This is a genomic window from Serratia sp. CY31944, from assembly GCF_052169175.1.
Classification (GTDB): domain Bacteria; phylum Pseudomonadota; class Gammaproteobacteria; order Enterobacterales; family Enterobacteriaceae; genus Serratia; species Serratia sarumanii.
The window spans coordinates 15,708-41,920 of record NZ_JBJNLG010000023.1 but is presented as its reverse complement, the minus strand read 5'-3'; the positions used below and the strand labels follow the sequence as shown (position 1 = coordinate 41,920).

Sequence of the window (26,213 nt, the reverse complement as noted above, 5' to 3'; positions counted from 1 at the left end):
GCGGGATAATGCAGCCTTTCGTCTTTAGGGCGGCCGTCAGTAATTTTCGCGAATGCGGATCGCTTCTTCTACCCACTCCGCCAGATTTTCCTTGATGTGATTATAGACATTGGCGCTGGTCAAATAAGGCGGATCATAGGCTTTGGCGATTCCGGAAAGCTTTCTATCCCCCAGCTTGATATGATCCAACGGGTTGTTGCCTTTTCGGGCTTGTTCGCCGGCGCTGTCTTTCAGGTTATGGATATACACCACCAGCACGCCCATGCCTTTCTTCCAGGCTTCACAGATTTCGAAGTTGATCCACTTGCGATTGGCGGTATCTTTACCCGCGAGAATCACGGCGCAGCTCCGATTGTCCAACTGGCCTTTGATCCAAGCGGCGATGGCGTCGTCACCGCCTTTTTTCACTTCCTCCCAATCGTTATCCGTGGCCGGCCGGTTACCTTCCAGCGAGCCCATTTCGCGTATCTGAGAAGCGCGCCAGTTGTCCGGCTCATAATGGAAACTGTAAAAACATTTTCTGGTCATCGAGGATTATCCTTAGTAATGATATCGATAAGTGCCAACAGGCATGTTTTCTTCTCCGCCAGGCTGCCCGGCTCGTTAAGTTGATCCAGCAGGTTCATGGCGACGGGATGGCGGTGATAGAGGGTGTCTTTCATCTCCTCCTTGATTTTTCGGTAGATCTCGGCGGATGCGCCGCCGGTACAACCGATAGGAATGCAGACGCAGCCTTGTTCCGCAGCGATGTGGAACTCTTTCAATAAACCGTCGGCCAGCACGCATTCGCCTTCGGCGTTACGCTTGTTGCCGAACAAAAAAACCGCGATGCCGCTGAGCGAAATCATGTTCTGGCGGTATTCGTGCCAAAGTGCCGGCAGCGTAATGCCCCCGCTGGCGAATTGGGGGAAAGGGCGCAATACCAGCTGGCTTTCGCTGATTTTCCCCCCGCTGGCGTAAATGGCTTCCAATGCGCCGTTGATCACCGCCGTGCCCACGCCCCAACCGAAGCCGTTGACGATGCGGTACTGTTTGCGGATAAGCAGGCGCGCCAGGCGGTGTATGAACTGGATGGACTCTTCACGGGCATAGGGGTGGTAGTTGTCGGCGCTGCCGGAGATAAACACCGTGCTTTTCTTGAATTGCGTTTCGATGGCATACAGCAGGTCGGTGATTTGCCGATAGTCCTCCACCAGCAGCGTTTGAATGCCGTAACGGCGTAGATCGTTGATCATCAGGCTTTGTTTTCGGCTGTTGTAATCATAAGACGCCTGATCCTCGCAGCCGCTGTCGCCAGGCTGAACGCGCCGCATGATGCAGAAGTGGTTTCTTTTCCCTTCGCCGTACTGCGCGTAAAGGCGACTCAATACGTATTGCAGGTTGGGGTCTTCAAAGCTGAAACCGATAAACAGGAAGGTTTTGGCGGTCAACTCCGCCATCAGCATGTTGATAAAAGGAAGGTGTGTACGGGAGTAAGTTTCGTATTGTTCGCGGGTGATAATCGCCTGGTTGGGTGTTCTATAATCACCATGCATTTTATATAAGACAACATCGCGCTTGTGAATATTGTTGGTCAGACTTTCCGGCGTGGTTTTAACGTCGCAGACGCGATTATAACGGGCATAGGTTTTTTCAATCAGATCGTCGTAGTTGGTTGTCCAGAGTGACGCTATCGGCAATCTGGCAATGATCCGATGATTTTCAGTTTCTTCCGCTTGCTCAGCGAATTCTGTAATTATTTTTTGATTTATCTTATGCCGGTTGCCTTTTTCATTGAGATGATATTGAGCCAGAGAAATAAGGTCGCTTTCTTTTTCTATATCCAGCCCCAATTCATAAGCGATATCACCGATAAGCTCTTTCCAGCTGACAAAGCCGGCGGGTATGGACAGCCCGGCGCCGGCAAACAGCGCGGCGCTGCCGGCTTTGATATCATTAACGTAATCACGAATAAACAGTTCTATATCACGTTCTGGCATTAGGAAATCCTGATATTGTTCGAGGTTCTTGATTGGTTAGTTGTAAATTATGGCTTTCATGAATAATTGCATTAAACAAAATATCACGGTAAGACGGCGGGTTAATTTTGTAAACTTTATTTTTTATTTTTAGCGATATTGTGCGTGTTATTTAACTCTTGAATTTATTATTGGCAATTATTTGGGTTTTTAATTCATGTGGTAATAATATCCGCCATCAGGAAATGTGGCGGCAAGCTCGACAAAATATATTCCTGATGTTTAACCACGTTGTGAACCCGATCAAACAAAAACAATTCTCATTATCATTGATCGTCGGCGTAAAATGTATATACTTCGATAGGCTATGTAAACTAACGTAAATGGATGTGTTTAAATGTGTGCATGGAAGCCCGGGATTTGGCCTGCACTCTTGGCGCTCTGCGCTCCGGCGTGGTGTGCGGAAATCACCAGCCCTGCTGACCGCGACAGCATTACCCAGCAGCAGAAAACGTTGCTGGAACAGGCGCAGCAGCAACGCGAGGCGCTGCAAAATAACGTTGAGTTGCCGGCCTTGCCGCTGCCTGTGTCGGCCGCCGCAGGGGCGGTTTGCCAGCCGGTGAGGCAAATCGTTTTTCAGGGCGCCGAACATCTTTCCTGGTCGGTGAAGGAAAGCCTGGCTCGCCCGTATCAGGGGCGCTGCCTGACGCTAGAGCACATCAACCGTCTGGTGCGCGAAACCACCAATGCTTATCTGCAACGCGGCTATGTCACCTCGCAGGCCTGGCTGCAGGAGCAGGATATCTCCCGCGGCGTGTTGACCGTGAGCGCCAGCGAAGGGCGAATCGAGTCCATCACGCAGAACGGCGAGCAGACGCTGGCGCTGAAAATGGCGTTTCCCGGCCTGGTTGGCGACGTATTGAATCTGCGCGATATTGAGCAGGGCATGGAGCAGCTCAACCGCCTGCCATCGCAACAGGTGGCTATCGATATTCAACCCGGCGAACAACCCGGCTTTTCCAACGTGGTTTTGCTGCGTGGTGCCCGGCGCGCGCCTGTCTCTTTCTCTTTCGGCGCCGATAACAGCGGCCAGAAAAGCACCGGCACCGGGCAGATGAACGCCGCCTTCACGCTGGATAACCCGCTGCGCCTCGCCGATCAATGGTCGCTTTCCGCAGCGCGCAATAACGATTTCAGCCCGCATCACCGCAGCCGCAGCCTGAACGGCGGCGTCACCTTACCCTACGGCTATTGGCTGTTCAGTTACCAGTACGCCTGGAACGATTTTTTCCAGCGGGTGCCGTTCAACGGCGCGGCTTACCGCTATCAGGGCAACAACCAGACCCAGCGTCTGGGCGCCAACCGCACGTTGCTGCGGGATGGCAAACGCAAGCTGGCCGTCGATATCGGGCTGGCGCGGCGCACCACGGAAAATAAGCTGGCGGGGGAACGGTTGGGCGTCAGCAGCCCGACGCTCAGCGTCGCCAGCCTGGGCCTCAATTACAGTGCGGCTGCGGGCGGCGGCTATATGACGCTGAACCCGACGGTAAGCCGCGGGCTGCGCATGCTGGGCGCCACCGCCGACGATCCTGAGCGCGACGGGGCGCCGCGCAGCGAGTTCCGCAAGCTTGGCCTCAGCGCCAGCTACTTTTATCCGCTCGCCCCCTCTCTCTACTACCTGACCTCGGCCTATGGGCAAACCAGCGCAGACAACCTGTATGCCGGCGAGCGCATTTCCATTGGCGGGCAATACTCGGTGCGTGGCTTTAAAGAGCAGTACCTGACCGGCAATCGCGGCGCCTACTGGCGCAATGAACTCAACTGGCAATGGCAGACGTTGCCGGGGCTGGGGGAGCTTTCTTTCACCGGCGCGTTAGACGCCGGCTGGTTGCAGGGGCGCGCCGGGCTGATAGACGGCGGCAGCGTCGCCGGCGCGGCTCTGGGGGCCACGCTAAGCGGCCGCTGGTTCAATCAGGCGGTCACCGTCGGTAAACCGCTGACGCACCCAGGCAGCCTGCAACCGGATCGTTGGGTGGCCTACTGGCAAGCCACCGTCACGTTATAACGCCAGCACACAGCAGGAGCGCCTCGGCGTTCAAAACAACATCCTTTCGAAGGAATGAATATGGATAAGTCCACTTCCCCTTTGGCGCGGGGCGCCAGCTATTTGCTGATCTACCTGACGGCTTTCCAGCCGTTGCACCCGGCGTTCGCCGCCGGCATTACCGCCGCTAACGGCAATACGCAGGTGGTTATCAAGCCGGGCGACGTGCCGGTGGTGAATATCGCTACGCCGAACGGGGCGGGTATCTCCCACAACACCTATAAAGATTTCAACGTTGGGCCACAGGGCGCCGTATTGAATAACGCCACGCACGGGGGCAAAACGCAGCTGGGCGTGGAAATCTACAGCGCGCAGGGCAACACCTACCTGAAGGGAAAGCCGGCGGAATTGATCATTAATGAGGTGATCGGCGGCAGTCGTTCCGAGCTGCAGGGCAAGCTCGAGGTGTTCGGCAGTAAGGCCAACGTGATGATCGCCAACCCAAATGGCATAACCTGCAACGGCTGCGGCTTTATTAACGCGCCGGGCGTGACGCTGACCACCGGCAAACCGCAGTTCGACAAGCAGGGCGCGCTGGAGGCGCTGGAGGTGAAAAAAGGCGGCGTCACCATCGGCGGTAAAGGGCTGGACGGCAGCGGCGCCGACTATGTTGACATCATCAGCCGCGCCACCGAGCTGAACGGCAAAATCAACGCGCAAAACCTGTCGCTGACCCAGGGCGCTAACCGCATCAGTTTTAAAGACGGCACCATCAAGCCGATCGCCGGCGAAGGCGCCAAACCAGTGTTGGCGGTGGACACCAAGGCACTGGGCGGCATGTACGCCAACAAAATCCGCCTGGTGGCCAACGAGAATGGGGTGGGGGTTAACCTGAAAGACCTCACCAGCAAACAGCGGGATATTACGCTGAGCGTTAGCGGGCGGATTGAGTTGGGCAATACACAGGCAGCGACAGACTTGAACGCCAGCGCCAGGGAAATTCATATCTCATCGGGCGTTAAGGTGCGCGGTGAACGTGACGTGACAATGGCTGCCGATACGCTCAATAACAACGGCAATGTTACGGCGCATCGCGATATGCGGGTGTTTGCCGATACGGTACGCAATGTGGCACTACGTGATGGCGACAACACCGCATTGCATAGCAACAATAATCTCTGGATTCAGAAAGACGCTCAGGGGAATAAAGCCAAACAGATAGAAAACCGCTCTGCACGCATTCAGACCAACAGCGGTGACTTGGTTATACGCACGGAGAATTTGAACAATGTCAGGCAAGAGGTTCAAGCCGTTTGGAAAAATACTCCCGCTAACTCTAAAGCGTTCAATAAATCCTTGGTAGGAAGTTATTACGACTCACGGCAAGGTGTTGACGCTATTGTGCTGCTGGAGCCTGAACTGAAGGACTTTGGCATCGGCAGTTGGTTTGGCGAAATCAACCTGTCGAAAGGCGACAAGGTTAATGTGGGGAAAGACGAGTATCTTCTGGTGAAATCGCAGGCGCCGGGGGTGATAAATTCAGGCAACAACGCTTATATCAACGCGACAACGTTATGGAACGATCAGTCGAATATCAGCGCGGCCAAAGATCTGATCCTGACGGGGAACGATTTTACCGTAAAGAGCATTCAACTCGGCCAGAAAGATCGGTACTGGCGTCTGGGAACGAACACGTTTGGCGTTGGGGCGTTTGCCCGTGACGAAGATGCGCCTCCCGGAGATTGGGATCTGCTGTATGTCACGGAAAAAGCGCCTTATACCAAGCAGCAGGAACTTGTCGTCTGGCGAGCAAAGGGGCAGCAAAAATCATCGATTACCGCCGGCAATAATCTCACTGCAGATTTTAAAAATAAGATAGAGATCAGTACGCCGACGCCTCATGAAAATCAGCTGAATGAAGTGGTCACCTCCGGCAGGCCAGAGTCGCTAAAGGCACGGAATGTTCTACTGCATGCCAAAAACATCGTCGGTACTGATGCGATTCGTGCCGACGGCAATATCACCGCGATTGCCGAAGATCGGATTGTTCTTGGGCAAGGCATTTTGGCCGCCGGAAAAGAGCTGTCTCTGACGGCGGTCAACGCCATCGACGCCTGGCAAAGTGAGCTGAAAGGGCAGGACGTCACGCTAAACGCCAAAAACGGTGAGATAAAGATACATTCCAGCGAGAAACCTCACTACTTCCGCCCTGACGGTTCGCGTTGGTTGGGCAGCCTTGAGGCTTCACGCGATCTGTCTCTCACGGCTGGCAGTACCATTACGTTGCTGAATACGCTGCTGGCGCCGCAAAGTCGCAATATCGCCATGACGGCTAACGGCAGCATTGCAATCGTAAAAAACAGCGCGTTGTTGGAGGGGGCGCTATTGGGGGGGCCGGTTTCTCCGGCTAAACGGCAGGAATACTTCAACCAGCTGTTGGCCAGTGGCCAAATGAGGGCAACGGGTTCGGTTCTGCTCAATAGCGGTGGCTATCTGGCGCTCCGCGGCGCCAAGATTAATGCGGACAAGGACGTTACGCTGTTAGCCGCCCATAACGCCGATCTTAACTACCGTGAACTTGACGGCCGATTCAATGCGCTTTTCCCTGTGTCCCGCACGCCTGAACTGGGCAGCCGGGTACACGCCGGCGGCAATTTGCTGATTAACTCGGCCCGCGACATCGGCACCCAGGGCGGCGCGCTCTCCGCTAACGGCAATATCACGCTGCTGGCCGGGCAGAATCTATGGTTGTCGAACCTGGCCTATTCCGCCATTGATGCCGCCAACGACAACAACAAAGACGACCGCCATGTGGTCACAGCCCTCAGCGCGGGTAAAAACCTGACCGCGTCGGCGAATAACCAACTGCTGACTTACGGCGCCAGGCTGACCTCCGGCGCCAACATGACGCTGACCTCCGGCGGCGATATGCGTTTCGAGGCGGTGCAAAATCACACTTACCGCGAGGGCGGCAACGAGTTCACCGAAACCCGTACTCAGCAGGGCACCGAGCTGAATGCCGGCGGCCTTATGACGGTGATTTCCGGCGGCAGCATTCTGTTCCAGGCGACCAAACTGGTGGTTAAAGGATTAGGGGCGAACTGGAAACCGTCGGTGGCGGTGACGGATTGGGGAAGCCGGATAGCCATTGCAGAGCAGCAGCTTCAAAATGCACAGCAGCGTATCAATCAGGCTCTGCAGGACAAGAGCCGGGCTGAACAAGCGAAAAACAGTAAAAGCAATGAATTTAATACGTTGCAGCGTGACATTGATACGCTAAGACAAAGACAAGCAGATAATTTAAGGAAGACTCAGGAATTTTCCGCCAAGCATGGCAAGTTAATGGAAATTAACGATTGGGGTTTATGGCAACAAAGTGCCGCCCTCGCTGCCGAGGGTATCGGCATCACCCATGAACTCTTGGAAAAAGAGAAGCGTGCGAATATCCTTCCGAATGAAATAAATGCCGAGCAATCAGCGTTCAATAACGCGCAACAGCGCCTTACTCAGGCCACGCAAGATCGCGATGGCGCTCAATCACGCTTGGCAACCGCCCGCAACGAGGCGAAAAGCAAAGGGGCGGACGAGGCCAAACAAAAAGCCCAGGTCGATGCCCACAACCAGGCAGAGGCTCGGCGTGTCGGCAATATGGATATCGCCGCCAAGGGTGGCTATCTCTACGCCCAGGCGATGGAAGAGTCCAGCCATTACGAGAAAAAGGAAACCAAGCGCAAATGGTGGGGCAAGAAAACCGAGGTTAAGCAGACCCGCCACGACGTGACCAACAAGGTTACCGAGTTTACCGCCGCCGGCAATATCACGCTGATGAGCCGCGACGACAGCACCTATGAAGCCAGCAAAATCGCCGCTGGGCAAAACGCACGCCTGACCAGCTCCCGTGGCCAGGTTAACTTCCGCGCGGTGAAAAACACCTCTTTCGAACAGACCGTCAGCAATTCGAAAGGCTTCTTTATCAAGCAGGCCAATAAAGGGTACGAAGACAATAAGTGGGTGCTGCCGAGCATTCATACCGGTGGCGCCTTGACCGTAGAGGCCGCCAAGGGCGTCAGCGCCGATGTGAAGGTGAAAAACGGCCAGGCGCTGCAAAGCGCCATCGACGCCCTGGGCAATACGCCGGGCACCACCTGGGTCAAAGATCTGAACAAGCGCAACGACGTGCAGTGGAGCAAGGTCAAAGACGCTTACGACAGCTGGGATTACAAGAGCCAGCACCTGAACCCGGCGGTGGCGGCGGTGATCGCCATTGCGGCAGCGGCGGTGACCGCAGGCAGTTCACTGGCGGCCACGGCGGCCTCCAGCGTTTCCGGCGCCGTGGGCGGCGGGGCGGTAACCAGCGGTGCGGTCACCGCCGGGATGTCTTCGCTGGCCTCCCAGGCGGCGGTGGCGTTGGTGGAGAACCAGGGCAACCTGTCAAAAACCCTGCAGGCGCTGGGTAGCAATGAGAACGTCAAGGCGACCGCCACGGCGATGGCGATCGGCGGCGCGCTCAACGGTTTCGACAGCGCGATGGGCTGGAGCAAGGACGCGGCGGGCAAACCGCTCAATCCAAACAACGTCAAACTGCCGCAGTTGAGCAACGGTGACTGGAGCAAGGTGGCGCAGCGGGTGGCCGGGCAATCGGTCATCAGCTCCAGCCTGAATACCGCCATCAACGGCGGCAGCTTCAAGGACAACCTGACCAATGCGCTGCTGGCGAACATCGGCAGCCAGGTTCAGGCCGAGGGCGCCAATCTGATTGGAGATAACGGTCAGGTTCTCAATATACCGGGCCGAGCCGTAAGCCATGCCGTTCTAGCGGGCGTGGCCGCAGAAATCGGCAAGGGCAATGCCAAAGGCGCAGCGGCAGGGGCGCTGGCGGCGGAGCTGGCCGGGGTGATATTGGGCGACAATATCATCAAGCCGGAGGAGTGGCAGAAGAAATCGGAACAGCAGGCGCAGATGGCACGAGTGCTGGGCGCAGCCGCAGGCGCAGTCTTCACCGGCAAGTCTGATGGTGCTTACAGTGGCGCCACCGGTGGTGAGAATGCGTTCCGATACAACTATCTCAGCCACAAACAGCAAGAATTGATGGAGAAAGATTTGGCGGCCGCGAAATCGCCGCTCGATAAAGCGGTTGTGTTGGCGAACTGGGGAATAACGAGCCATACCCAGGATGGCGCCTTTGCGGCAGGTGTAGTCTCGGGCATCCCGGTTGAAATCAGCGATACGGTGGATGGTTTGGTCGCCGTGGCCAGTAATCCACGCGAGGCCGCGGATGCATTAATAGCTCTGATAAAGAACGATGAACGATTCTCGATTATCGGAGAGAGTGTGAAACAGGAATACCTGGGGCGGATCGAGACATTCAAGACGAAGTACGAACATGCCGGCGTGGATGGCGCTTTTGGTGCAGGTCTGGAGTTTGGTAAACTGACGATGGCCGGGCTAGGGCTGTTTGCTGGGGCCGCCGGTGCAGGTAAGCTGGGTGTAAAAATAACTAGTAACACGCTTAAAGCTACTTCCAAAGCTGCCGAGAAAAACACATTAATTGCTCTAGACCGCATGCCCAAAAGTGAGACGAAACTTCCGTGGGACTCTTGGCAAAATTATCCGAAAAAAACAGTTGATGGACGTCAATACGCACGTATAGGTGATCGTCTTTACTCTCAACATGCCGTTGACCGAATGCAACCAACAAGCTTAGGTTCCCCAGCAGGAACCATTGGACCTGGAAAAACCATTTCTCCAAATATAGTTGAACATGTAATTAAAACAGGTGTTACTGAAACAAGCATATCCAATGGTATTCAAAGGACAATTTATCGGGCTGGTGACATTGGTGTGGTTACTGAAAACAATGGTAACATCATAATCACAATCCTTCGTAGGAGTGAAAAATGAGTGAGTGGATTTATCCCGATGTAATTAAAAAACTTAGGTTTTCCTGTGTGGCCTTTTTAGAGGGAAAACTATCTGTGGCTGAAGTTCAATCAGAAATAGATAACGCAGGTAACAGTATTGTAGCGATAGAGGAAAAATGGTTACGACAGTTGCTACTTGATGCGGAAAGCGATATTGAACTTTTGATCTTCACTATTGACAATGAAAAATTGACAGCAGCTGTTACACCTATCGTACAGAATATTATCAAGGAAATAAGTTAGGAAATGGCTTCGCCCCTATTTCAGCAACGTGCTATGCATCATAAATAGGTAAATAATACCGTTTATGGAGGCTGCTGACCCACGTATGGAAACGGCTCTTCGGAGCCGTTTCTGTTTTTTTATCGTCCCCGCCCCGAAACCCGCAATACCAGCCCTATCAACAGCAACGCAGCGCCCGAGGCGTAGAGCGGGAACCAGCGCGTCCACCAGAGCGGGGAAAACAGCGGGGCGCTATTGGGATCTGCAGGCGTGTAGCCGCTATAGGTATTCAGGCCGGCGGTTATGGCGAACATGACCAGACCGATAAAAAGCAGCAGGTTTGAGATGGTCGTCATTATATTTTTCCTTTGTAGAGGCAGAGGGTAACTCTTACTATCACCATTAATTATTGTTCGATTAATTATCTCGGGAGATATTATTTATTTCCGTATTCATCAGGCTATTTCCTGACGATAAAATAGCATGCCTTAATACTAGCCACTTATTTCCCAATAAAAAACCCGCCTGCGCGGGTTTTCTATTTTTTCTCGCTAATTGTCACTTCACCAGCGGCTTATCATTGGGCGTTTTGAACTTCGCCAGGTATTGCGGCTGGAAGATGCACATGCGCAGCACGGTGCGGTATTCGCCGTTGACGAAGAACTCGTCGATCAGCTCGCCTTCCACGTTGAAGCCCAGCTTGCTGTAGATGTGGATCGCCTTCGGGTTCTCTTTGTCGACGATCAGGTACAGCTTGTACAGGTTCAACACCGAGAAGCCGTAGTCCATCGCCAGGCGGGCGGCGGTGCTGGCATAGCCTTTGCCCTGGTGGGCGGGATCGATGATGATCTGGAACTCTGCGCGGCGGTGGATGTGATCGATCTCCACCAGCTCCACCAGGCCGACCTTGGCGCCTTCGTGCTCGATGATAAAGCGGCGCTCGCTCTGATCGTGGATGTGTTTGTCGTAGAGATCGGAAAGCTCGACAAAGGCTTCGTAAGGTTCTTCAAACCAATAGCGCATAACGCTGGCGTTGTTGTCCATCTGGTGGACGAACGACAGATCGTCCCGTTCCAATGGGCGTAACCTGACGCTGGCAGTGCTGGACATGTGGGCTCCTCTGTGCCGTGAAATTGTGCAAAGTATAACTTCACAGAATGGATGAAGGCGAAAAAAAAACGGCGCCGCGTGGGCGCCGTTTAGGCAAGGTTCAGGCTGCGCGCATCAGTCGGCGGCGTGGCCCTGCTCAGGCAGGCGTTCGCCGTCCAGCCAGGCGGCGCCATCGCGCATCGCCAGGCGGCCGTCGACGAACCAGCTCACCACCAGCGGATAGATCGTGTGTTCCTGGGTTTGCACCCGTTCAACCACGTCATCCTCTTCGTCGTCAGCGAAAATCGGCACCTTGGCCTGCAAAATCACCGGGCCGCCGTCGAGCTGCTCGGTCACGAAGTGCACCGAGGTGCCGTGTTCGCTGTCGCCGTTGTCGATGGCCTGACGGTGGGTATGCAGCCCGGGGTATTTCGGCAGCAGGGAAGGGTGGATGTTCAGCATGCGGCCGGCATAACGCTGCACGAACTGCGGGCTGAGGATGCGCATGTAGCCGGCCAGCACCACCAGATCGGGCTGGTACTGGTCGATGGCGTCCGCCAACGCGGCGTCGAACGCCGTGCGATCGGCGTAGGCCTTGGCATCCAGCGCCTGGGTGGCGATGTCCGCCGCCTCGGCGCGCTGCAGGCCGTAAGCCTGCGCCTTGTTGCTGAACACCGCCACGATCTCGGCGGCGATGCGGTCCTGCTGGCAGGCGTCAATCAGCGCCTGGAGATTGCTCCCCTGGCCGGAGACCAACACCACGATCTTTTTCATCAGTTGATGACCACTTGTTGTTCGTCGGAAGAGGCGGTCAGTTTACCGATTTTCCACGCTTTTTCACCTGCCGCGGTCAGCAGCGCGATGGCCGCTTCCACTTCGGCTTCCGGCAGGGCGATGACCATGCCTACGCCGCAGTTGAAGGTGCGGTACATTTCATGGCGGCTGACGTTGCCGGCCTGCTGCAGCCAGGTGAACACCGCCGGCCACTGCCAGCTGGCTTCGTCGATCACCGCCTGCATGCCTTCCGGCAGCACGCGTGGAATGTTTTCCCAGAAGCCGCCGCCGGTGAGGTGAGCGATGGCGTGTACGTCCGCCTTCTCGATCAGCTCCAGCACGGACTTCACGTAAATCTTGGTCGGCGCCAGCAGGTGGTCGGCCAGCGGTTTGCCTTCCAGCTGGGTGGCGGTCGGATCGGTGTTGCTCACTTCCAGGATTTTGCGCACCAGCGAGTAGCCGTTGGAGTGCGGGCCGGAAGCGCCCAGGGCGATCAGCGCGTCGCCGGACTGCACTTTGCTGCCGTCGATGATCTCGGATTTTTCGACCACGCCGACGCAGAAACCGGCCACGTCGTAATCTTCGCCGTGGTACATGCCCGGCATTTCAGCGGTTTCGCCGCCCACCAGCGCACAGCCGGACTGTTTGCAGCCTTCGGCGATGCCGGTGATCACGCTGGCCGCGGTGTCCACATCCAGCTTGCCGGTCGCGTAGTAGTCGAGGAAGAACAGCGGCTCGGCGCCCTGAACCACCAGATCGTTGACGCACATCGCCACCAGATCGATGCCGATGGTGTCGTGGCGTTTCAGATCCATCGCCAGACGCAGCTTGGTGCCCACGCCGTCGGTACCGGAAACCAGCACCGGCTCGCGGTATTTCTGCGGCAACGCACACAGGGCGCCAAACCCGCCCAGACCGCCCATCACTTCCGGGCGACGGGTCTGTTTAACTACACCTTTGATGCGGTCTACCAATGCGTTGCCAGCATCGATATCGACACCTGCGTCTTTATAGCTGAGAGAGGTTTTGTCGGTCACTGCGCGATTCCCCACGACGGTTTGCGGTTTGAAAACTGTGCTTCCGATGTTGATTCCGGAATAAGGCGCGGCAATTCTAACAGCGCAGGCAAACGTTTGCGAGCGGCTTGTGAACCGGCTCCGCTTTTTCGTCATCTATACTGATATTCAAACTTTTGTTGATCCCGATCGGGCTATTGTGGGTGGCGCGGCGAAAAAAAGGAGGTATAATCCCGCGATTTTTTTGGCCGCAACCACCTTAATAGGAGAAAAATGATGAAGATCGTTGAGGTGAAACACCCGCTGGTAAAACACAAGCTTGGCCTGATGCGCGAAAATGACATCAGCACCAAACGCTTCCGTGAGCTGGCCTCAGAAGTGGGTAGTTTACTGACCTATGAAGCGACCGCCGATCTGGAGACGGAAAAAGTCACCATCGAAGGCTGGTGCGGGCCAGTTGAAGTGGATCAGATCAAAGGGAAAAAGATTACCGTAGTGCCGATCCTGCGCGCAGGCCTGGGCATGATGGAAGGGGTACTGGAGCATGTGCCGAGCGCGCGCATCAGCGTGGTGGGCGTATACCGCGACGAAGAAACCCTGGAGCCGGTGCCGTACTTCCAGAAGCTGGTTTCCAACATCGAAGAGCGCATGGCGCTGGTCGTCGACCCGATGCTGGCCACCGGCGGTTCGATGATCGCCACTATCGATCTGCTGAAGAAAGCCGGCTGCCACAGCATCAAGGTGCTGGTTCTGGTGGCGGCGCCGGAAGGCATCGCCGCGCTGGAGAAAGCGCACCCGGACGTTGAGCTGTACACCGCCTCCATCGATCAGTGCCTGAACGACAAGGGCTACATCGTGCCTGGCCTGGGCGATGCGGGCGACAAGATATTTGGTACCAAGTAAACATTTGAGCCGACTTAACGAGTCGGCTTTTTTTTGACTAAAACCTATAAAACCAATAAACCGAGGAAAAGCACACATGACCCGTCGCGCCATCGGCGTCAGCGAGCGCCCGCCGCTGCTCCAGACCATTCCGCTCAGTTTCCAGCACCTGTTCGCCATGTTCGGCGCCACCGTGCTGGTGCCTATCCTGTTCAAGATCAACCCGGCGACCGTGCTGCTGTTCAACGGCATTGGCACGCTGCTGTATCTGTTCATCTGTAAAGGCAAGATCCCGGCCTACCTCGGTTCCAGCTTCGCGTTTATCTCGCCGGTACTGCTGCTGTTGCCGCTCGGTTACGAAGTGGCGTTGGGCGGTTTCATCATGTGCGGCGTGCTGTTCTGCCTGGTGGCGCTGATTGTGAAAAAGGCCGGCACCGGCTGGCTGGACGTGATGTTCCCGCCGGCGGCGATGGGGGCGATCGTCGCCGTCATCGGGCTGGAGTTGGCGGGCGTGGCGGCCAACATGGCGGGGCTGCTGCCGGCGGAAGGCACCAGCGCCGATTCGACCACCATCACCATTTCGCTGGTGACGCTGGCGGTCACGGTGCTCGGCTCGGTGCTGTTCCGCGGCTTCCTGGCGATTATCCCGATCCTGATCGGCGTGCTGGTGGGCTATGCGCTGTCGTTCTTCATGGGCGTGGTGGATTTGACTCCGATTCGCGAGGCGCACTGGTTCGCGCTGCCGACCTTCTACACTCCGCGCTTTGAGTGGTTCGCCATCTTCACCATTCTGCCGGCGGCGCTGGTGGTGATCGCCGAGCACGTCGGCCACCTGGTGGTGACCGCCAACATCGTGAAGAAAGATCTGATCCGCGATCCCGGGCTGCACCGCTCGATGTTCGCCAACGGCATTTCGACGGTGTTCTCCGGCTTCTTCGGCTCTACGCCGAACACCACCTACGGTGAGAACATCGGCGTGATGGCCATCACCAAGGTCTACAGCACCTGGGTGATCGGTGGCGCGGCGGTGTTGGCGATCCTGCTGTCCTGCATCGGTAAGCTGGCGGCGGCGATCCAGGCGGTGCCGGTGCCGGTGATGGGCGGCGTTTCCCTGCTGCTGTACGGCGTGATCGGCGCCTCGGGCATTCGCGTGCTGATCGAGTCCAAAGTGGATTACAACAAAGCGCAAAACCTGATTTTGACCTCGGTGATCCTGATCATCGGCGTAAGCGGTGCCAAGGTGCATATCGGTGCGGCGGAGCTGAAAGGCATGGCGCTGGCGACCATCGTGGGTATCGGCCTGAGCCTGCTATTCAAGGTCATCAGCCTGTTCCGCAAGGAAGAAGAGGTGCTCGACGCGCCGGACGAACCGGCGGAGCAGAAGTAACGAAAAGGGCAGCCCAGGGGCTGCCCTTTTTACTCGTATTTCTGCCTTTACATCCGTTGGGATAAAGTAGCTGATAGCATTAACAACATCGATTAAAAGGAAAAGGATATGGAGTACTACGGATATATTTTGCTCAAATTTGTTATTGGCTTTGTCATTGTTATCACCCACTTGAACCTGTCCGGAAAGACCCAGCTATCGCAAATGACCCCTGTGGATTTTATCGGCAACTTTGTGCTCGGGGGCATTATTGGGGGCGTTATCTATAGCGATAGCATCCCCTTGTACCAGTATGTCGTTGTACTGCTTATCGGTGTAGGGCTAATTTCTCTGTTGAATGCAATCAGTAAACACTGCAACTTCTTTCGTTCGGTCACTATCGGCAACCCGATACCAATTATAAAAAACGGCCGCTTTTTGATGGAAAATATTTTAGCCAAGAAAAATAAAATCGACATCTTGAACGTTTCCTCACAGCTGCATGCGCAGGGGATTCACGCCTTTCAGGAGATTGTCTATGCGCAAATTGAGCCGGGCGGTCAGATCACCGCGGTATGTGAGGGAAATGAGCTGCCTTCGATTATCATTATGAAAAATGGCAGGGCCAGGCCTTATGAGCTGCAGGAGATTAATAAAGATGAGGAGTGGTTGAGCCAAACTATCCGTGAACACGGTATAGAGCCGAAAGATATTTTTATTGCTGAGTTTTGGGACGGTAGAACTGCGTTCATTCTTAATGACGGACGCATGGTCAAATAGTGAAAAAGGGGGAGCCTCAGCCCCCCCAATATCATATTAGCTGCGAATTTTGCGGTACACGAACAGCACCACGATAGCGCCGATGACCGCCACCACAAAGCTGCCGAAGTTGAAGCCGTCAACCTTGCCGTAGCCGAAGAAGGTGCTGATATAGCCGCCGACCACGGCGCCGATGATCCCCAGCACGATGGTCAGGATAAAGCCGCCGCCGTCTTTGCCGGGCATGATCCACTTAGCCAAAATACCGGCGATCAGGCCGAAAATAATCCAGGAAATAATCCCCATTTACTGCTCCTTTCTTTTGTGGCTGAGAATAGCTTACTGCTGGGTGGCCGGCTGCGTATTGCCGTTCACCGCCGCATCGGTCTCTTGTTTCAACTCTTGCGCTTTGTTTTCGGCGCTGCTCTTGATGGCTTCGGTCTTGGCCTTGGCCTGCTCGGTCAGATCGTTGGCGCCGTTGATGGCGTCGTTCTTGATGGCCTTGGCCTGATCCACCAGCTGCTGGCTTTGTTTGCCTGCGTCATCCTTGATCGCGGCGGCCTTGGCCTTGGCGTCGTTGGTGATGGCGTCCGCCTGTTTGGCAGCTTCATCTTTAATCGCCGAGGCTTTGTCTTTCAGCTGGTCAGCCTGGGTGGCGGCCTCTTTTTTGATTTCATCCGCCGTTGCTTTCGCTTTGTCCGTCAGATCGTCCGCTTTTTTCTGGGCGGCGTCTTTCATCTGCTCGGCGCTGTCTTTGGCTTTATCCAGGTTGGCGTCAACCTTGGACGAGTCATCACAGCCGGCAACCAACAACCCGATAAAGGAGGCCAACAGCACTTTATTCCATACTTTCATCGTCTATATCCTTGCAGAAACCTTGTTGATGGTGATTGCATTTAGCCTACCTATACTAGGTCAGATTTTACTTAAATTACAAATTTAACCTGCGCAGGCATGGAGTTAGGGAATGATATCGGGCAATTCTTGCCTTGGCGGACACCGCAGCCGATCAAGCGGCGCTTAGGCATTGCTCACTATTGCGGCATAAGATCCTGCCGGTTCAACAGCGCCCGTTTTCTGTGTTAAACTGCCTACGTTTTTCTGCCAGTTTTGGTTGAGGTGCTTCTCTGAATACGCCGGCACAGCTTTCACTGCCACTTTATCTTCCCGATGATGAAACTTTCGCCAGTTTTTATCCGGGCGAGAACCCATCCCTATTAGCCGCGATCCAATCCGCCGTCCGTCAGGAACATGGCAGCTATATCTATTTTTGGTCGCGTGAAGGCGGCGGGCGCAGCCATCTGCTGCATGCGGCCTGTGCCGAGCTTTCGCAGAAGGGCGAGGCGGTGGGCTATGTGCCGCTCGACAAGCGCGCCTACTTCGTGCCTGAAGTGTTGGACGGCATGGAGCAGTTGGCGCTGGTTTGCATCGACAATATTGAATGCATCGCCGGCGACGAAGAGTGGGAGATGGCGATCTTCAACCTCTACAACCGCATTCTGGAAACCGGCCGCACCCGTTTGTTCATCACCGGAGATCGCCCGCCGCGCCAGCTGAACCTGCGTTTGCCGGATCTGGCTTCGCGCCTGGACTGGGGGCAGATCTACAAGCTGCAGCCGCTGTCGGACGAAGAGAAACTGCTGGCGCTGCAGCTGCGTGGCAAACTGCGCGGCTTCGAGCTGCCGGAAGACGTGGGCCGCTTCCTGTTGAAACGGCTGGATCGCGAGATGCGCACGCTGTTTATGACCCTCGATCAACTCGATCGTGCCTCGATCACCGCCCAGCGCAAGCTGACCATCCCGTTCGTTAAAGAGATCCTGGGGCTGTAGCGAGCCATCAAACCTGTTTTTCTGCATGTTCCAGCAGGGAGCTGTAGTGCTCAACCTGCTGGCGTTGCCGATCGCTTCGCAGTTGCAAAGCGAGATTGATATGTTCCAGACACTGCGCATTGTCTGCAAGCCGTGGGTCGATTTTCCCTTGTTGCGCCAACCAGGCCGCCACGTCAGCCCAGCGCCATAACGGTGAGGTGCCGCCCAGCCGTTGAATGGGGGAAGGGAAGCCGCCGGGGCCGCGAGTCCCGTCTTTTAGCATCGCGATCGCCTGACGCGACAGTTCAGTGAGCTCGGCAATATCGCTTAATCCCACCAGGCTGGAGTCTACCGATATCACCTTGGCGCTAATATTTGCAGACTCAATATCACTGATGGCGCTGCAAATCGCGTGCGCAAAGTTATCGCTTTCTCGATCGAACTCCAGGTAGACGGTTTTACCGTAGAAACAGATCAGCGCGTCATCGCATCCCGCTGCATGCAGCGCATCCTCCAACCCGGTGGTATCGGCGGTCACTCCATCTAGCGTCAATGAGAAATGAAAGAGCGTCATGGTGATTCTCCGGTTATTTTTTCTGCGACAGCGCCAGGCAGTGATCGACTTTGCGCCGAATCTGTTTGGCATGTACCTCTGGATTTTTCGGCGTGCTCCAGATGCTCATCATATGTTCTTGATGTCCGGCAAAGGCGCAATGCAGTCGGCCAAAAGCATGCCCCTTGCTGGGACGAAAATGCCAGCCCTGAGAAAGGGCGTAAGCTAATGCCGCCTGGATATGCTTGTCTGGGTGTTTTTTCATCGCTCGTCCAGTGATGCGATTAGGGTAGTGGGGGTGTTGACGGTTGTCAACGCCTGTCTTGCCGTGAGGCTCGGCATTTGTGCAGCATAGCAACAGGAGAAGTTGAGGATGATGAAAAGTATTTATATAACAAACAATTAAAAATAGCCCTGTTCAGGGCTATTGGTATGTTACGGCTCAATAAGAGGCGGGTTGACCGTTTACAAAATCTCCAGCACCTGCTCCGGCGGCCGGCCGATGCGCGCCTTGCTGCCTTTCACCACGATCGGGCGTTCGATCAGTTTCGGGTTCGCCGTCATCGCCGCCAGCAGCTGTTCTTCGCTCAGGCTGTCGTCCGCCAGCTTCAATTCCTTGTACAGGTCTTCTTTCTTGCGCATCAGATCGCGCGCCGATGTGAAGCCCAGTTCCTTCAACAGCTTTTTCAGCTCATCGGCCGACGGGGGCGTTTCAAGGTACAGCACCACCTTGGGATCGACGCCGTGCTGTTCCAGCAGCGCCAGGGTTTCACGGCTCTTGGAGCAGCGCGGGTTGTGGTAAATCGTGACGTTTTTCATGGCGTTCATTCCTTGTTGCATCAGCTGCGCTGGTATTGGCGGAAGCGCTGTTGCAGTTGGCGCAGCTGGTCGATGCGCGCATCGTAGCGCGCCTGTTTCAGGCTGCCGAGTTTCTGCAGCGAGCTGGCATTGCTGAGAAGGCCGATGGCCTGATCGAGCCGGCCGGTCAGCGCCAGGCTTTCGGCGCGGGCCGACAGTTCTTCATCGCGCAGCCCTTGGGCGGCGCTGGCCTGCGCCAGCAGATCCCAGCCGTTCGGATCGTCCGGATGGGCAAAGGTGTAGCGGTTCAGGATCTTCGAGGCCTGCGCCGGCTGGTTGCCTTCGACATAGGCGTTGGCCAGGTTGAGCTGCAGCACCGGGTTGTTGCTCTGGGCGGCGTTGGCCGCCTGCAGCCGGGCGATGGCCTGCGGCGCGCGTTTCTGGCCGAGATCGATGTCGGTCATCAGGTCGATCAGCCAGACGTTTTTCGCATCCTGCGCCAGCATCGGTTGAATGATGTTGCGTGCGTCGTCGTATTTTTTCGCTTCATAGAACAGGATGGCGCGGCCGTATTTGGCGGCCGCCTGTTCGCGCACATTGCCCTTGCTGAGCGAGCCGAGCAGCTCTTCGTTCAGGCCATAGCCTTCCGAGCTGTACATGCCCAGTGCGCGCACCTTGGCCATCAGGTAATCCTGCGAAGACTGCACGATGTGTTTCGGCATCTGGTTGGCGCGGTTGCGCGCGTCGGAAAGGCGGCTGTCCGGCAGCGGGTGCGTCAGCAGCATTTCCGGCGGTTTGGAGGCGTAGCGCGACTGATCCGAGAGCTTCTGCAGGAAGTCGGGCATCGCTTCCGGATCGAATCCGGCACGCTGCAGCACTTGAATGCCGATGCGGTCGGCTTCCTGTTCGTTCGACTGGGTAAAGCTGATCATGCCCTGCTGGGTGCCGGCCAGGGTGCCGCTCAGCGCCGCCATGCCCATAGTCGGGTTGGCCATCGCCAGCAGGATGGAGCCGAGCGCGCCCACCCAGGTCAGCGGGGCGTTGCGCTGTTGATCTTCCATTGCGCGCGCCAGGTGGCGCTGGGTGACGTGCGAGATTTCGTGTGCCAGCACCGAAGCCAGCTGGCTTTCGTTGTCGCTGACGCGCAGCAGCGCGGAGTGCAGCACCACGTTGCCGCCGAAGAAGGCGAAGGCGTTGATCTCGTCGTTGCGCACCAGATAGAAATGGAACGGCGTGCGCACCGAATAGGCGCTGGCCACCAGCCGGTTGCCCAACTGGTTGATGTACTGGCTCAGCAGCGGATCATTGATCAGCGGGGCGCTGGCGCGCAGTTGGCGCACGTAGAAATCGCCCATCGCCAGCTCTTGTCCGATGCTCAGGGTGCCGCCGGCGGAGGTGCCCATATCCGGCAACTGATCCTGGCTTTCCGCCTGTGCTGGCGCCAGGGCGGTGGCGTTCAGCGTGCCGAGCAGCAGCACCGCTAACGCGGTTTTGGTCAACCGGTTGGTCATAGTCAGGCGTTTCCCTTAAATAATCATTTCTAAGACGTCAGCAGCAGACAAGAGTTCTTTATTCCCGCGGCGCAATCCGCGCGAAAGTGCGGCGGCTCACAAACCGCGGCGGCGGCACCCATCACATCATAGTCAGCCGCAGGCGACAAGGAAACGTTAGCCGGGCGCGGATCGGGCAAAAAAGTTTTATTTTTCATTTTGAAGGGCGTTTTTTCGTCGCTGGCGGCATGCATTTCGAATAAAACACGGATCAACTTTGTCCGTGTTTTATTGACAAGATAAACGCAGACTCATATAGTCTGCGTTATTGAAGATTCATTGACGGTCGAAAACGGACACATGGCGTACATCACAACCAGCGTTGAATATGGCATCCACTGCCTGCTGTGGCTGGTCGGCGATAACCAGCGCGCGCTCAGCAGCCGCGAACTCGCCGAACTGCAGGGCATCTCCCCCAGCTTTCTGGCCAAGATTTTCCCCAAGCTGGAAAAGGCAGGGATCGTCGCCGCCAGTGAAGGGGTGCGCGGCGGTTATCGTCTGGCGCGCCCGGCGGACGAGATCAGCTTCCTGGAGATCATCGACGCCATCGAAGGGCACAAGCCGCTGTTCGATTGCCAGGAGGTGCGCGGGCGCTGTGCGGTGTTCGACGATTCCCCGCCGGATTGGGCGGTTTCCGGCAAATGCGCGATCCATGCGGTGATGCTGCAGGCGGAGAAGGCGATGCGCGACGCGCTGGCGGCGCAGACCCTCGGCGCCGTCGCGGCCCGCTTTGGCCGCAAGGCGCCGCAGGGCTTCTTCGGTGAGGTCAACCTCTGGCTCGACGAGCGCATGACGGAGCGCACCGCGCGCAGCGGCAAAACGGCGCGCGCCAAGACCTAACAACCGCCTTTCCTTAAAGCGAAACACACTTTTCCCGCCTCTTCGGAAGGGGCGGGCGGGCCTTCTGCACCCTGTTACGGGAGCGGAACGGCATCGTTCATCCGAAAACTGCGGGCAGCCTTATCGCCCGGTTAACCCTGTATGAAGGAGTCATCCCATGACGCAGAAAATAGTGATTGCCGGTTCCGGTTTTGCCGGTTTTTGGGCCGCCGTGTCCGCCATGCGCGCCATTAACATCGCCGGTAAGCATGACGAGATCGAGGTGCTCATGGTTTCGCCGACGCCCACGGTCACCATCCGGCCGCGCCTGTATGAAGCGGTGCTGGAAAACATGAACCCGGACATTTCCGCGCAGCTCGCCGCCGTCGGCGTGCGCCACCTGGCCGGGACGGTAGAACGCATCGACGCCGCCGCCAAAACGCTCACGGTGGCGCAGGCGACGGGGGGATCTCTTGAGCTGGTCTACGACCGCCTGGTGTGGGCCACCGGCAGTCGGCTCTCCGTGCCTGCGGTGCCGGGCTTTGCCGAATACGGTTTCAACGTCGATACGCTGGAAAGCGCGCAGCGTTTGGATGCCCATATCAAAGCGCTGGCGGCCAAACCCTCGACGCCGGCGCGCAACACCGCCGTGGTGGTGGGCGCGGGGCTGACCGGGCTGGAGAGCGCGGCGGAGATGCCGCAGCGGCTGCGGGATGTGCTGGGCAAAGACGAGAACGTGCGCGTGGTGATCGTCGATACCGCGCCGGAAGTGGGCGCCGGGATGGGGGCGGAGCCGGGGGCGGTGATACGCCAGGCGCTGGCGGAGTGCGGCGTGGAAGCGCGGGCCGGCCTGCGCGTCTCGGCCATCGACGCCGAGGGGGTGATGCTGTCGAACGGTGAGCGCATCGCCGCCAACACGGTGATCCTGGCGGCGGGCGTGCGGGCGCATCCACTGACCGAGCAGATCCCCGGCGAGCGCGACGGCAACGGCCGGGTGATCGGCGACGCCTTCCTGCGCGCGCCGGCGGCGGCGGGCATTTTCGTGACCGGGGATACGGTGAAGGCGGCGACCGACGATCTCGGCAACCACAACCTGATGACCTGCCAGCATGCGATGAGTCTTGGCCGCGTGGCCGGCCACAATGCGGCGGCGGAGCTGGCGGGATTGCCGACGCACCCGTACAGCCAGCCGAAGTATGTGACCTGTCTGGATCTGGGGCCCTGGGGCGCGCTGTATACCGAAGGCTGGGATCGCCAGGTGCGTTTTACCCGTCAGGAAGGCAAAAAGATTAAGCAGGAGATCAATACGCAGTGGATTTATCCACCGGCGGCGGATCGCGAGGCGCTGTTCGCCATTGCCAATCCGGATTTCGTGATTGTGCCTTAAAGAAGTCAAAACGGGAGCGGCAACGCTCCCGTCGTCATTTTCCCAGCGGCAGGAATGAACGCTCCGGCACCACGGTTTTCATCACCAGCGTGGAGCTCAGGCGCTGCACGCCCGGCAAAGCGGAGAGTTTCTCGTCGTAAAGCTGTTGAAAGGCGGGCAGATCGCGGGCGATCACGTGCAGCAGGTAGTCGGGATCGCCGAATAGCCGCTGCGCCTGCACCACCTGGGGAATATCCATCATGGCGTTTTCGAAAGTTTCAACGGCGCGGCGATCGCCTTCGCGCATGGTGACGAACACCAGGGCGGAAAAGTTATAGCCCAGGCTGCCGGGATCGAGCTGGGCGCGGTAACCTCTGATCACCCCGGATTCCTCTAACGCCCGCACCCGGCGGTGGCAGGGGGATACGCTCAACCCGATCCGCTCGGCCAGCTCGGTCACCGATAAACGGCCGTCGGTCTGCAGTTCAGCAAGAATCTTGCGATCAATCTTATCCATTTAGAAGAATTTCCCCTCTTATGCCGATTTCAGGCAAGTAATTGAAAGCACATTTTAATCCCTTGAGGATATTCTTGCCATCTGTTGAACGGTTTTGACGGCCGCCGCGGCAGGCGGGGCCGTTCTTCTTCCACGAGGAAAGCGCAATGGTTCTCTGTTCAGTGTGGCGCAGCGCGTTTGAGAGGGCGGCGGTATGACGCTCGCTCTGTTCGCCGCTTTTTGGGCGGTATCGATTTTGTTGGTGATCACGCCGGGTATGGATTGGGCCTATGTGATCTCGGCGGGCATTCGCGGCCGGGTGGTGGTGCCCGCCGTCGCCGGCTTGCTGTTTGGCCATTTGTTGATGATTGCGATCGTAGTGGCGGGCGTCGGCGCGCTGCTGGTCGGCAACCCGCTGGCGCTGACGGCGCTTACCTTGCTGGGAGCGGCTTACCTCTTGTGGATCGGTTGCAACATGCTGCTGCACCCGCCGGTGCCCGGCGCCGGTGAAGATCAGCGTTCCGATTCCTGGCTGCGCTGGGCCGGCAAGGGCGTGTGCGTCAGCGGCCTGAACCCCAAGGTGTTTCTGCTGTTTTTGGCGCTGCTGCCGCAGTTTACCGACGCCCGGGCCGAATGGTCGGTGCCGATGCAGATGCTGGCGTTGGGCGTCGTGCATTTGATCAGCTGCGGCCTGGTGTATCTGCTGGTGGGATTCGGATCGCAGTCGGTACTGCGCACGCGCCCACAGGCCGCGAAGGTGGTGGGGCGCATCTCCGGCGCGGCGATGATCGTCATCGCCCTCGGGCTGCTGGCCGAGCAGGCGCTGAAATAGCGCCTGGTCAGCGAAAACACCTATCGTCGGTAGATGTCCGGCCGGGCGATCTGCCAGACAAAGTCGGGGCGGTTGATGGCGCTATAGCCCACTTTTTCATAGAGCCAGGGGGCGGTGCTGGTGACCAGCATGACTCGCCGCAGCGTCGCCATCAGCGGATGGGCCTGGCAGCATTCCGCCAGCCACAGACCCAGCCCGCTTTTTTGGTACGTTTCCAGCACGTACACGTCACACAGATAGCCGAAAGTGGCGTAATCGGTAACCAGCCGGGCGAACCCGATTTGCCTGGCGCCGTGATACAAACCGAAACACAGGCTGTGGGCGAGGGACTGGCGGACGGTCTCTTTATCAATGCCTTCCGCCCATGACGAACGGGTCAGAAATGCATGGATGGCATCGAGATCCAGCAGAGCGGGATCGGTGCTGACGAGATAGTCCGCACGCTGCCACTCCCGTGGGGCAGGGGTTGTCATGAGGGGGCTTCTCCTGTTGTCTGCTCGCTCGTTGTTAAGTGCCTGTACGCAGGGTGAGGCCGTTTATCGACGGTGTAAGGCGAGATAACCATGCGCGGCACCGGGATCGATAGCTGGCGTATTGGTTTTGATAATACGAGATGTCGCCATGACTTTTAGAGAAGGAAGGAAAATAATTACGCTTGATTGCGTAAATAATAATGAGTATGTTTCTCATTCTCTTTGTTGTTCGCGGGCGCACGAAGGAGTTATTAGCCTGCATTAGCGTGATAGTTGATTCACAGGGAAACACTGAGACGCGCGGTGGCGCTCATTTCTCGTGATGAGAAAGCTCCAAACTAAACTGCAGAGCCCGCCGTAAACACCGTTTTGAATGGTCAAGGATTTCCCCGATGAAAATGAAAACCTCTGTGCTCGCCCTGCTGACGGGGATGGCGCTCAGCGGCTGCACGCCGCACCAAACCTCTTCCTCTTCCCCTGCCGTGCAACCTCTGGCGCAAGCGGCGCAATCCGACAGCATCGTCAAACGCCAACTGGCTTATGGCTTGTATGAAATGGCGCTGACGCCAGGGGGAGATGCGCTGTACGTCGCCAGTGCCGAAAGTTTTAAAGATGTACAGGGTGGCGTGGTCTATAAGCTGGACGCCAAGACCCTGAAAACCCTTGGCACGACGCATACCGATCTGAAAAATTTCGCCATGCAGGCCTCTGCGGATGGGAAAACCCTTTATGTCAGCAATTCGCTGGACGGCGGTATCAGCGCAATCGGCGCCGCCGACGGTAAGGTGAAAGGGCGTTTGCTGTTCAGCGAGCGCAATGAGAAAGGGTTGCCGTATGGTGCGCGCCAAATTCTGGCTCACGACAACACGCTGTATGTGGGGGCGGTGGCCGACCCGGCGCAAATTTGGGTGGTTGACGCTGAATCGCTCAAGCTGAAAACGCGCATTAAAAATACCGGCAAATGGATGACCGGCCTGCATTACTCCGAACAGACCCAACGCGTGTATGCCGCCAATGGCAGCGGCGAGATCCTGGTGATCAACCCGCGTTCCAACCGCATCGAAAAACGCTGGAAACCGTTGGGAGACCAACCCGCACTGCTGCTCAATATGGCGGAGGACGAGGCTACCGGTCGTTTGTTCGTCACCGACAACTCCAAGGCGAAGACCACGCTGGTCTTGGATATTCACACCGGGAAGTTATTGAAGCGGCTTGACGTGGGCGACTCTTTGGCTGTCGTTTTCAATCCACGGCGCAACGAAATTTACATCTCGCAGCGTGAATCCGGCAATGTGCTGAGCCTGGATGCGACGACCTATGCGGTGAAACAGCGCTGGCCGCTGCCGCCGAATCCAAACAGCTTGCTGCTGTCGGCAGACGGCCAGACATTGTTCGTTACGGTCAAACAGCCGTTTAACAAAGATCATTCCACTCAGGGGCCGGACAGCGTGGTTCGCATCGCGTTGAATAAATAAGCCCCATCGGCC

General features: G+C 57.0%; 25 protein-coding genes. 11 read left to right on the top strand and 14 right to left on the bottom strand.

What is annotated here, in order from left to right:
* Positions 1 to 36: 36 nt before the first annotated feature.
* A complete protein-coding gene (locus ACJ8IN_RS21020) occupies positions 37 to 528 on the bottom strand; it encodes a TIR domain-containing protein (RefSeq protein WP_033635524.1) in 492 nt (163 codons plus the stop codon).
* Entirely contained in the window at positions 525 to 1,979 is a 1,455-nt protein-coding gene (locus ACJ8IN_RS21015) for an SIR2 family protein (RefSeq protein ID WP_060423951.1), read from the bottom strand. The genes ACJ8IN_RS21020 and ACJ8IN_RS21015 overlap by 4 nt, the downstream gene beginning before the upstream one ends.
* A 376-nt stretch (positions 1,980 to 2,355) precedes the next feature.
* Between ACJ8IN_RS21015 and ACJ8IN_RS21010 the strand changes: the two genes are divergently transcribed.
* The 3 genes from ACJ8IN_RS21010 to ACJ8IN_RS21000 are packed head-to-tail and all read left to right on the top strand — an operon-like array spanning position 2,356 to position 10,166.
* Positions 2,356 to 4,023 carry a ShlB/FhaC/HecB family hemolysin secretion/activation protein gene (locus tag ACJ8IN_RS21010; RefSeq protein WP_060423953.1) on the top strand — a complete coding sequence of 556 codons (1,668 nt, stop codon included), beginning with the start codon at positions 2,356 to 2,358 and terminating at the stop codon, positions 4,021 to 4,023.
* Between the two features lie 60 nt (positions 4,024 to 4,083).
* A complete protein-coding gene (locus ACJ8IN_RS21005; protein WP_308325958.1) occupies positions 4,084 to 9,903 on the top strand; it encodes a DUF637 domain-containing protein in 5,820 nt (1,939 codons plus the stop codon).
* Positions 9,900 to 10,166 (top strand): hypothetical protein, encoded by a 267-nt coding sequence (locus ACJ8IN_RS21000; RefSeq protein WP_049213429.1) that lies wholly within the window; start codon positions 9,900 to 9,902, stop codon positions 10,164 to 10,166. The genes ACJ8IN_RS21005 and ACJ8IN_RS21000 overlap by 4 nt, the downstream gene beginning before the upstream one ends.
* Positions 10,167 to 10,285: 119 nt before the next feature.
* On the opposite strand, the gene ACJ8IN_RS20995 is transcribed toward ACJ8IN_RS21000, so the two are convergent.
* From ACJ8IN_RS20995 to purM, 4 genes are all read right to left on the bottom strand, one after another.
* On the bottom strand, positions 10,286 to 10,501 hold the full coding sequence (locus ACJ8IN_RS20995) for a hypothetical protein (protein ID WP_060423954.1): 216 nt from the start codon (positions 10,499 to 10,501) through the stop codon (positions 10,286 to 10,288).
* 202 nt (positions 10,502 to 10,703) lie between these two features.
* Positions 10,704 to 11,255, bottom strand: coding sequence for a spermidine N1-acetyltransferase (gene speG, locus ACJ8IN_RS20990; protein ID WP_004941631.1), 552 nt, complete (start codon positions 11,253 to 11,255; stop codon positions 10,704 to 10,706).
* A 114-nt stretch (positions 11,256 to 11,369) separates the two neighbouring features.
* Positions 11,370 to 12,008 (bottom strand): phosphoribosylglycinamide formyltransferase, encoded by a 639-nt coding sequence (gene purN, locus ACJ8IN_RS20985; RefSeq protein WP_041036249.1) that lies wholly within the window; start codon positions 12,006 to 12,008, stop codon positions 11,370 to 11,372.
* Complete coding sequence (gene purM, locus ACJ8IN_RS20980) at positions 12,008 to 13,045, bottom strand: phosphoribosylformylglycinamidine cyclo-ligase (protein WP_025303843.1); 1,038 nt, start codon at positions 13,043 to 13,045, stop codon at positions 12,008 to 12,010. Before purM ends, purN begins: the two co-directional genes overlap by 1 nt.
* A gap of 255 nt (positions 13,046 to 13,300) precedes the next feature.
* Between purM and upp the strand changes: the two genes are divergently transcribed.
* From upp to ACJ8IN_RS20965, 3 genes are all read left to right on the top strand, one after another.
* A complete protein-coding gene (gene upp, locus ACJ8IN_RS20975) occupies positions 13,301 to 13,927 on the top strand; it encodes a uracil phosphoribosyltransferase (protein WP_004941642.1) in 627 nt (208 codons plus the stop codon).
* 76 nt (positions 13,928 to 14,003) lie between these two features.
* The gene (gene uraA, locus ACJ8IN_RS20970) at positions 14,004 to 15,293 is read left to right on the top strand and encodes a uracil permease (RefSeq protein WP_021504398.1); all 1,290 of its coding nucleotides are present in this window, start codon (positions 14,004 to 14,006) and stop codon (positions 15,291 to 15,293) included.
* A gap of 108 nt (positions 15,294 to 15,401) precedes the next feature.
* Positions 15,402 to 16,052: a DUF421 domain-containing protein gene (locus ACJ8IN_RS20965; protein ID WP_033648818.1), complete on the top strand. Its 651-nt coding sequence runs from the start codon at positions 15,402 to 15,404 to the stop codon at positions 16,050 to 16,052.
* A gap of 36 nt (positions 16,053 to 16,088) precedes the next feature.
* On the opposite strand, the gene ACJ8IN_RS20960 is transcribed toward ACJ8IN_RS20965, so the two are convergent.
* Together ACJ8IN_RS20960 and ACJ8IN_RS20955 are read right to left on the bottom strand one after the other, a co-directional pair.
* Positions 16,089 to 16,337, bottom strand: coding sequence for a GlsB/YeaQ/YmgE family stress response membrane protein (locus ACJ8IN_RS20960; RefSeq protein WP_033635514.1), 249 nt, complete (start codon positions 16,335 to 16,337; stop codon positions 16,089 to 16,091).
* Between the two features lie 33 nt (positions 16,338 to 16,370).
* Positions 16,371 to 16,886 carry a hypothetical protein gene (locus tag ACJ8IN_RS20955; RefSeq protein ID WP_060423957.1) on the bottom strand — a complete coding sequence of 172 codons (516 nt, stop codon included), beginning with the start codon at positions 16,884 to 16,886 and terminating at the stop codon, positions 16,371 to 16,373.
* Between the two features lie 272 nt (positions 16,887 to 17,158).
* Between ACJ8IN_RS20955 and hda the strand changes: the two genes are divergently transcribed.
* Positions 17,159 to 17,860 carry a DnaA inactivator Hda gene (gene hda, locus ACJ8IN_RS20950; RefSeq protein ID WP_025159568.1) on the top strand — a complete coding sequence of 234 codons (702 nt, stop codon included), beginning with the start codon at positions 17,159 to 17,161 and terminating at the stop codon, positions 17,858 to 17,860.
* Between the two features lie 7 nt (positions 17,861 to 17,867).
* Here hda and ACJ8IN_RS20945 read toward each other — a convergent pair whose 3' ends face one another.
* The 4 genes from ACJ8IN_RS20945 to ACJ8IN_RS20930 form a co-directional block, all read right to left on the bottom strand.
* Positions 17,868 to 18,413, bottom strand: coding sequence for a helix-turn-helix transcriptional regulator (locus ACJ8IN_RS20945; protein WP_308325957.1), 546 nt, complete (start codon positions 18,411 to 18,413; stop codon positions 17,868 to 17,870).
* 13 nt (positions 18,414 to 18,426) lie between these two features.
* Positions 18,427 to 18,657, bottom strand: a complete 231-nt coding sequence (locus tag ACJ8IN_RS20940; RefSeq protein ID WP_033644019.1) for a hypothetical protein — start codon at positions 18,655 to 18,657, stop codon at positions 18,427 to 18,429.
* A gap of 200 nt (positions 18,658 to 18,857) precedes the next feature.
* Positions 18,858 to 19,211, bottom strand: coding sequence for an arsenate reductase (glutaredoxin) (arsC, locus tag ACJ8IN_RS20935; protein WP_033648817.1), 354 nt, complete (start codon positions 19,209 to 19,211; stop codon positions 18,858 to 18,860).
* Between the two features lie 20 nt (positions 19,212 to 19,231).
* Positions 19,232 to 20,701, bottom strand: a complete 1,470-nt coding sequence (locus tag ACJ8IN_RS20930; RefSeq protein WP_033635508.1) for a beta-barrel assembly-enhancing protease — start codon at positions 20,699 to 20,701, stop codon at positions 19,232 to 19,234.
* A 339-nt stretch (positions 20,702 to 21,040) separates the two neighbouring features.
* Between ACJ8IN_RS20930 and ACJ8IN_RS20925 the strand changes: the two genes are divergently transcribed.
* Complete coding sequence (locus tag ACJ8IN_RS20925) at positions 21,041 to 21,580, top strand: RrF2 family transcriptional regulator (protein ID WP_004941666.1); 540 nt, start codon at positions 21,041 to 21,043, stop codon at positions 21,578 to 21,580.
* 157 nt (positions 21,581 to 21,737) lie between these two features.
* Complete coding sequence (locus tag ACJ8IN_RS20920) at positions 21,738 to 22,946, top strand: NAD(P)/FAD-dependent oxidoreductase (protein WP_060423959.1); 1,209 nt, start codon at positions 21,738 to 21,740, stop codon at positions 22,944 to 22,946.
* A gap of 34 nt (positions 22,947 to 22,980) precedes the next feature.
* Here ACJ8IN_RS20920 and ACJ8IN_RS20915 read toward each other — a convergent pair whose 3' ends face one another.
* Positions 22,981 to 23,442: an Lrp/AsnC family transcriptional regulator gene (locus tag ACJ8IN_RS20915; protein WP_033654583.1), complete on the bottom strand. Its 462-nt coding sequence runs from the start codon at positions 23,440 to 23,442 to the stop codon at positions 22,981 to 22,983.
* Between the two features lie 193 nt (positions 23,443 to 23,635).
* Between ACJ8IN_RS20915 and ACJ8IN_RS20910 the strand changes: the two genes are divergently transcribed.
* Entirely contained in the window at positions 23,636 to 24,253 is a 618-nt protein-coding gene (locus ACJ8IN_RS20910; protein WP_033635505.1) for a LysE family translocator, read from the top strand.
* A gap of 20 nt (positions 24,254 to 24,273) precedes the next feature.
* Here ACJ8IN_RS20910 and ACJ8IN_RS20905 read toward each other — a convergent pair whose 3' ends face one another.
* The gene (locus ACJ8IN_RS20905) at positions 24,274 to 24,726 is read right to left on the bottom strand and encodes a GNAT family N-acetyltransferase (protein WP_033635504.1); all 453 of its coding nucleotides are present in this window, start codon (positions 24,724 to 24,726) and stop codon (positions 24,274 to 24,276) included.
* 392 nt (positions 24,727 to 25,118) lie between these two features.
* Here ACJ8IN_RS20905 and ACJ8IN_RS20900 point away from each other — a divergent pair, with 392 nt between their 5' ends.
* A complete protein-coding gene (locus ACJ8IN_RS20900; RefSeq protein ID WP_049233876.1) occupies positions 25,119 to 26,201 on the top strand; it encodes a YncE family protein in 1,083 nt (360 codons plus the stop codon).
* Positions 26,202 to 26,213 lie beyond the last annotated feature (12 nt).

What these genes read in the sequence shown, in the direction of transcription:
- ACJ8IN_RS20965 (WP_033648818.1), top strand. Translation starts at nt 15,402, where the DNA reads ATGGAGTACTACGGATATATTTTGCTCAAATTTGTTATTGGCTTTGTC.
- ACJ8IN_RS20995 (WP_060423954.1), bottom strand. Translation starts at nt 10,501, where the DNA reads ATGACGACCATCTCAAACCTGCTGCTTTTTATCGGTCTGGTCATGTTC.
- ACJ8IN_RS20910 (WP_033635505.1), top strand. Translation starts at nt 23,636, where the DNA reads ATGACGCTCGCTCTGTTCGCCGCTTTTTGGGCGGTATCGATTTTGTTG.
- speG (WP_004941631.1), bottom strand. Translation starts at nt 11,255, where the DNA reads ATGTCCAGCACTGCCAGCGTCAGGTTACGCCCATTGGAACGGGACGAT.
- ACJ8IN_RS20905 (WP_033635504.1), bottom strand. Translation starts at nt 24,726, where the DNA reads ATGACAACCCCTGCCCCACGGGAGTGGCAGCGTGCGGACTATCTCGTC.
- ACJ8IN_RS20960 (WP_033635514.1), bottom strand. Translation starts at nt 16,337, where the DNA reads ATGGGGATTATTTCCTGGATTATTTTCGGCCTGATCGCCGGTATTTTG.
- arsC (WP_033648817.1), bottom strand. Translation starts at nt 19,211, where the DNA reads ATGAAAAACGTCACGATTTACCACAACCCGCGCTGCTCCAAGAGCCGT.
- ACJ8IN_RS20930 (WP_033635508.1), bottom strand. Translation starts at nt 20,701, where the DNA reads ATGACCAACCGGTTGACCAAAACCGCGTTAGCGGTGCTGCTGCTCGGC.
- ACJ8IN_RS20900 (WP_049233876.1), top strand. Translation starts at nt 25,119, where the DNA reads ATGAAAATGAAAACCTCTGTGCTCGCCCTGCTGACGGGGATGGCGCTC.
- ACJ8IN_RS20945 (WP_308325957.1), bottom strand. Translation starts at nt 18,413, where the DNA reads ATGACGCTCTTTCATTTCTCATTGACGCTAGATGGAGTGACCGCCGAT.
- ACJ8IN_RS20915 (WP_033654583.1), bottom strand. Translation starts at nt 23,442, where the DNA reads ATGGATAAGATTGATCGCAAGATTCTTGCTGAACTGCAGACCGACGGC.
- ACJ8IN_RS21015 (WP_060423951.1), bottom strand. Translation starts at nt 1,979, where the DNA reads ATGCCAGAACGTGATATAGAACTGTTTATTCGTGATTACGTTAATGAT.
- ACJ8IN_RS20955 (WP_060423957.1), bottom strand. Translation starts at nt 16,886, where the DNA reads ATGAAAGTATGGAATAAAGTGCTGTTGGCCTCCTTTATCGGGTTGTTG.
- ACJ8IN_RS20920 (WP_060423959.1), top strand. Translation starts at nt 21,738, where the DNA reads ATGACGCAGAAAATAGTGATTGCCGGTTCCGGTTTTGCCGGTTTTTGG.
- upp (WP_004941642.1), top strand. Translation starts at nt 13,301, where the DNA reads ATGAAGATCGTTGAGGTGAAACACCCGCTGGTAAAACACAAGCTTGGC.
- uraA (WP_021504398.1), top strand. Translation starts at nt 14,004, where the DNA reads ATGACCCGTCGCGCCATCGGCGTCAGCGAGCGCCCGCCGCTGCTCCAG.
- ACJ8IN_RS21010 (WP_060423953.1), top strand. Translation starts at nt 2,356, where the DNA reads ATGTGTGCATGGAAGCCCGGGATTTGGCCTGCACTCTTGGCGCTCTGC.
- ACJ8IN_RS21000 (WP_049213429.1), top strand. Translation starts at nt 9,900, where the DNA reads ATGAGTGAGTGGATTTATCCCGATGTAATTAAAAAACTTAGGTTTTCC.
- ACJ8IN_RS20940 (WP_033644019.1), bottom strand. Translation starts at nt 18,657, where the DNA reads ATGAAAAAACACCCAGACAAGCATATCCAGGCGGCATTAGCTTACGCC.
- ACJ8IN_RS21020 (WP_033635524.1), bottom strand. Translation starts at nt 528, where the DNA reads ATGACCAGAAAATGTTTTTACAGTTTCCATTATGAGCCGGACAACTGG.
- ACJ8IN_RS21005 (WP_308325958.1), top strand. Translation starts at nt 4,084, where the DNA reads ATGGATAAGTCCACTTCCCCTTTGGCGCGGGGCGCCAGCTATTTGCTG.
- ACJ8IN_RS20925 (WP_004941666.1), top strand. Translation starts at nt 21,041, where the DNA reads ATGGCGTACATCACAACCAGCGTTGAATATGGCATCCACTGCCTGCTG.
- purN (WP_041036249.1), bottom strand. Translation starts at nt 12,008, where the DNA reads ATGAAAAAGATCGTGGTGTTGGTCTCCGGCCAGGGGAGCAATCTCCAG.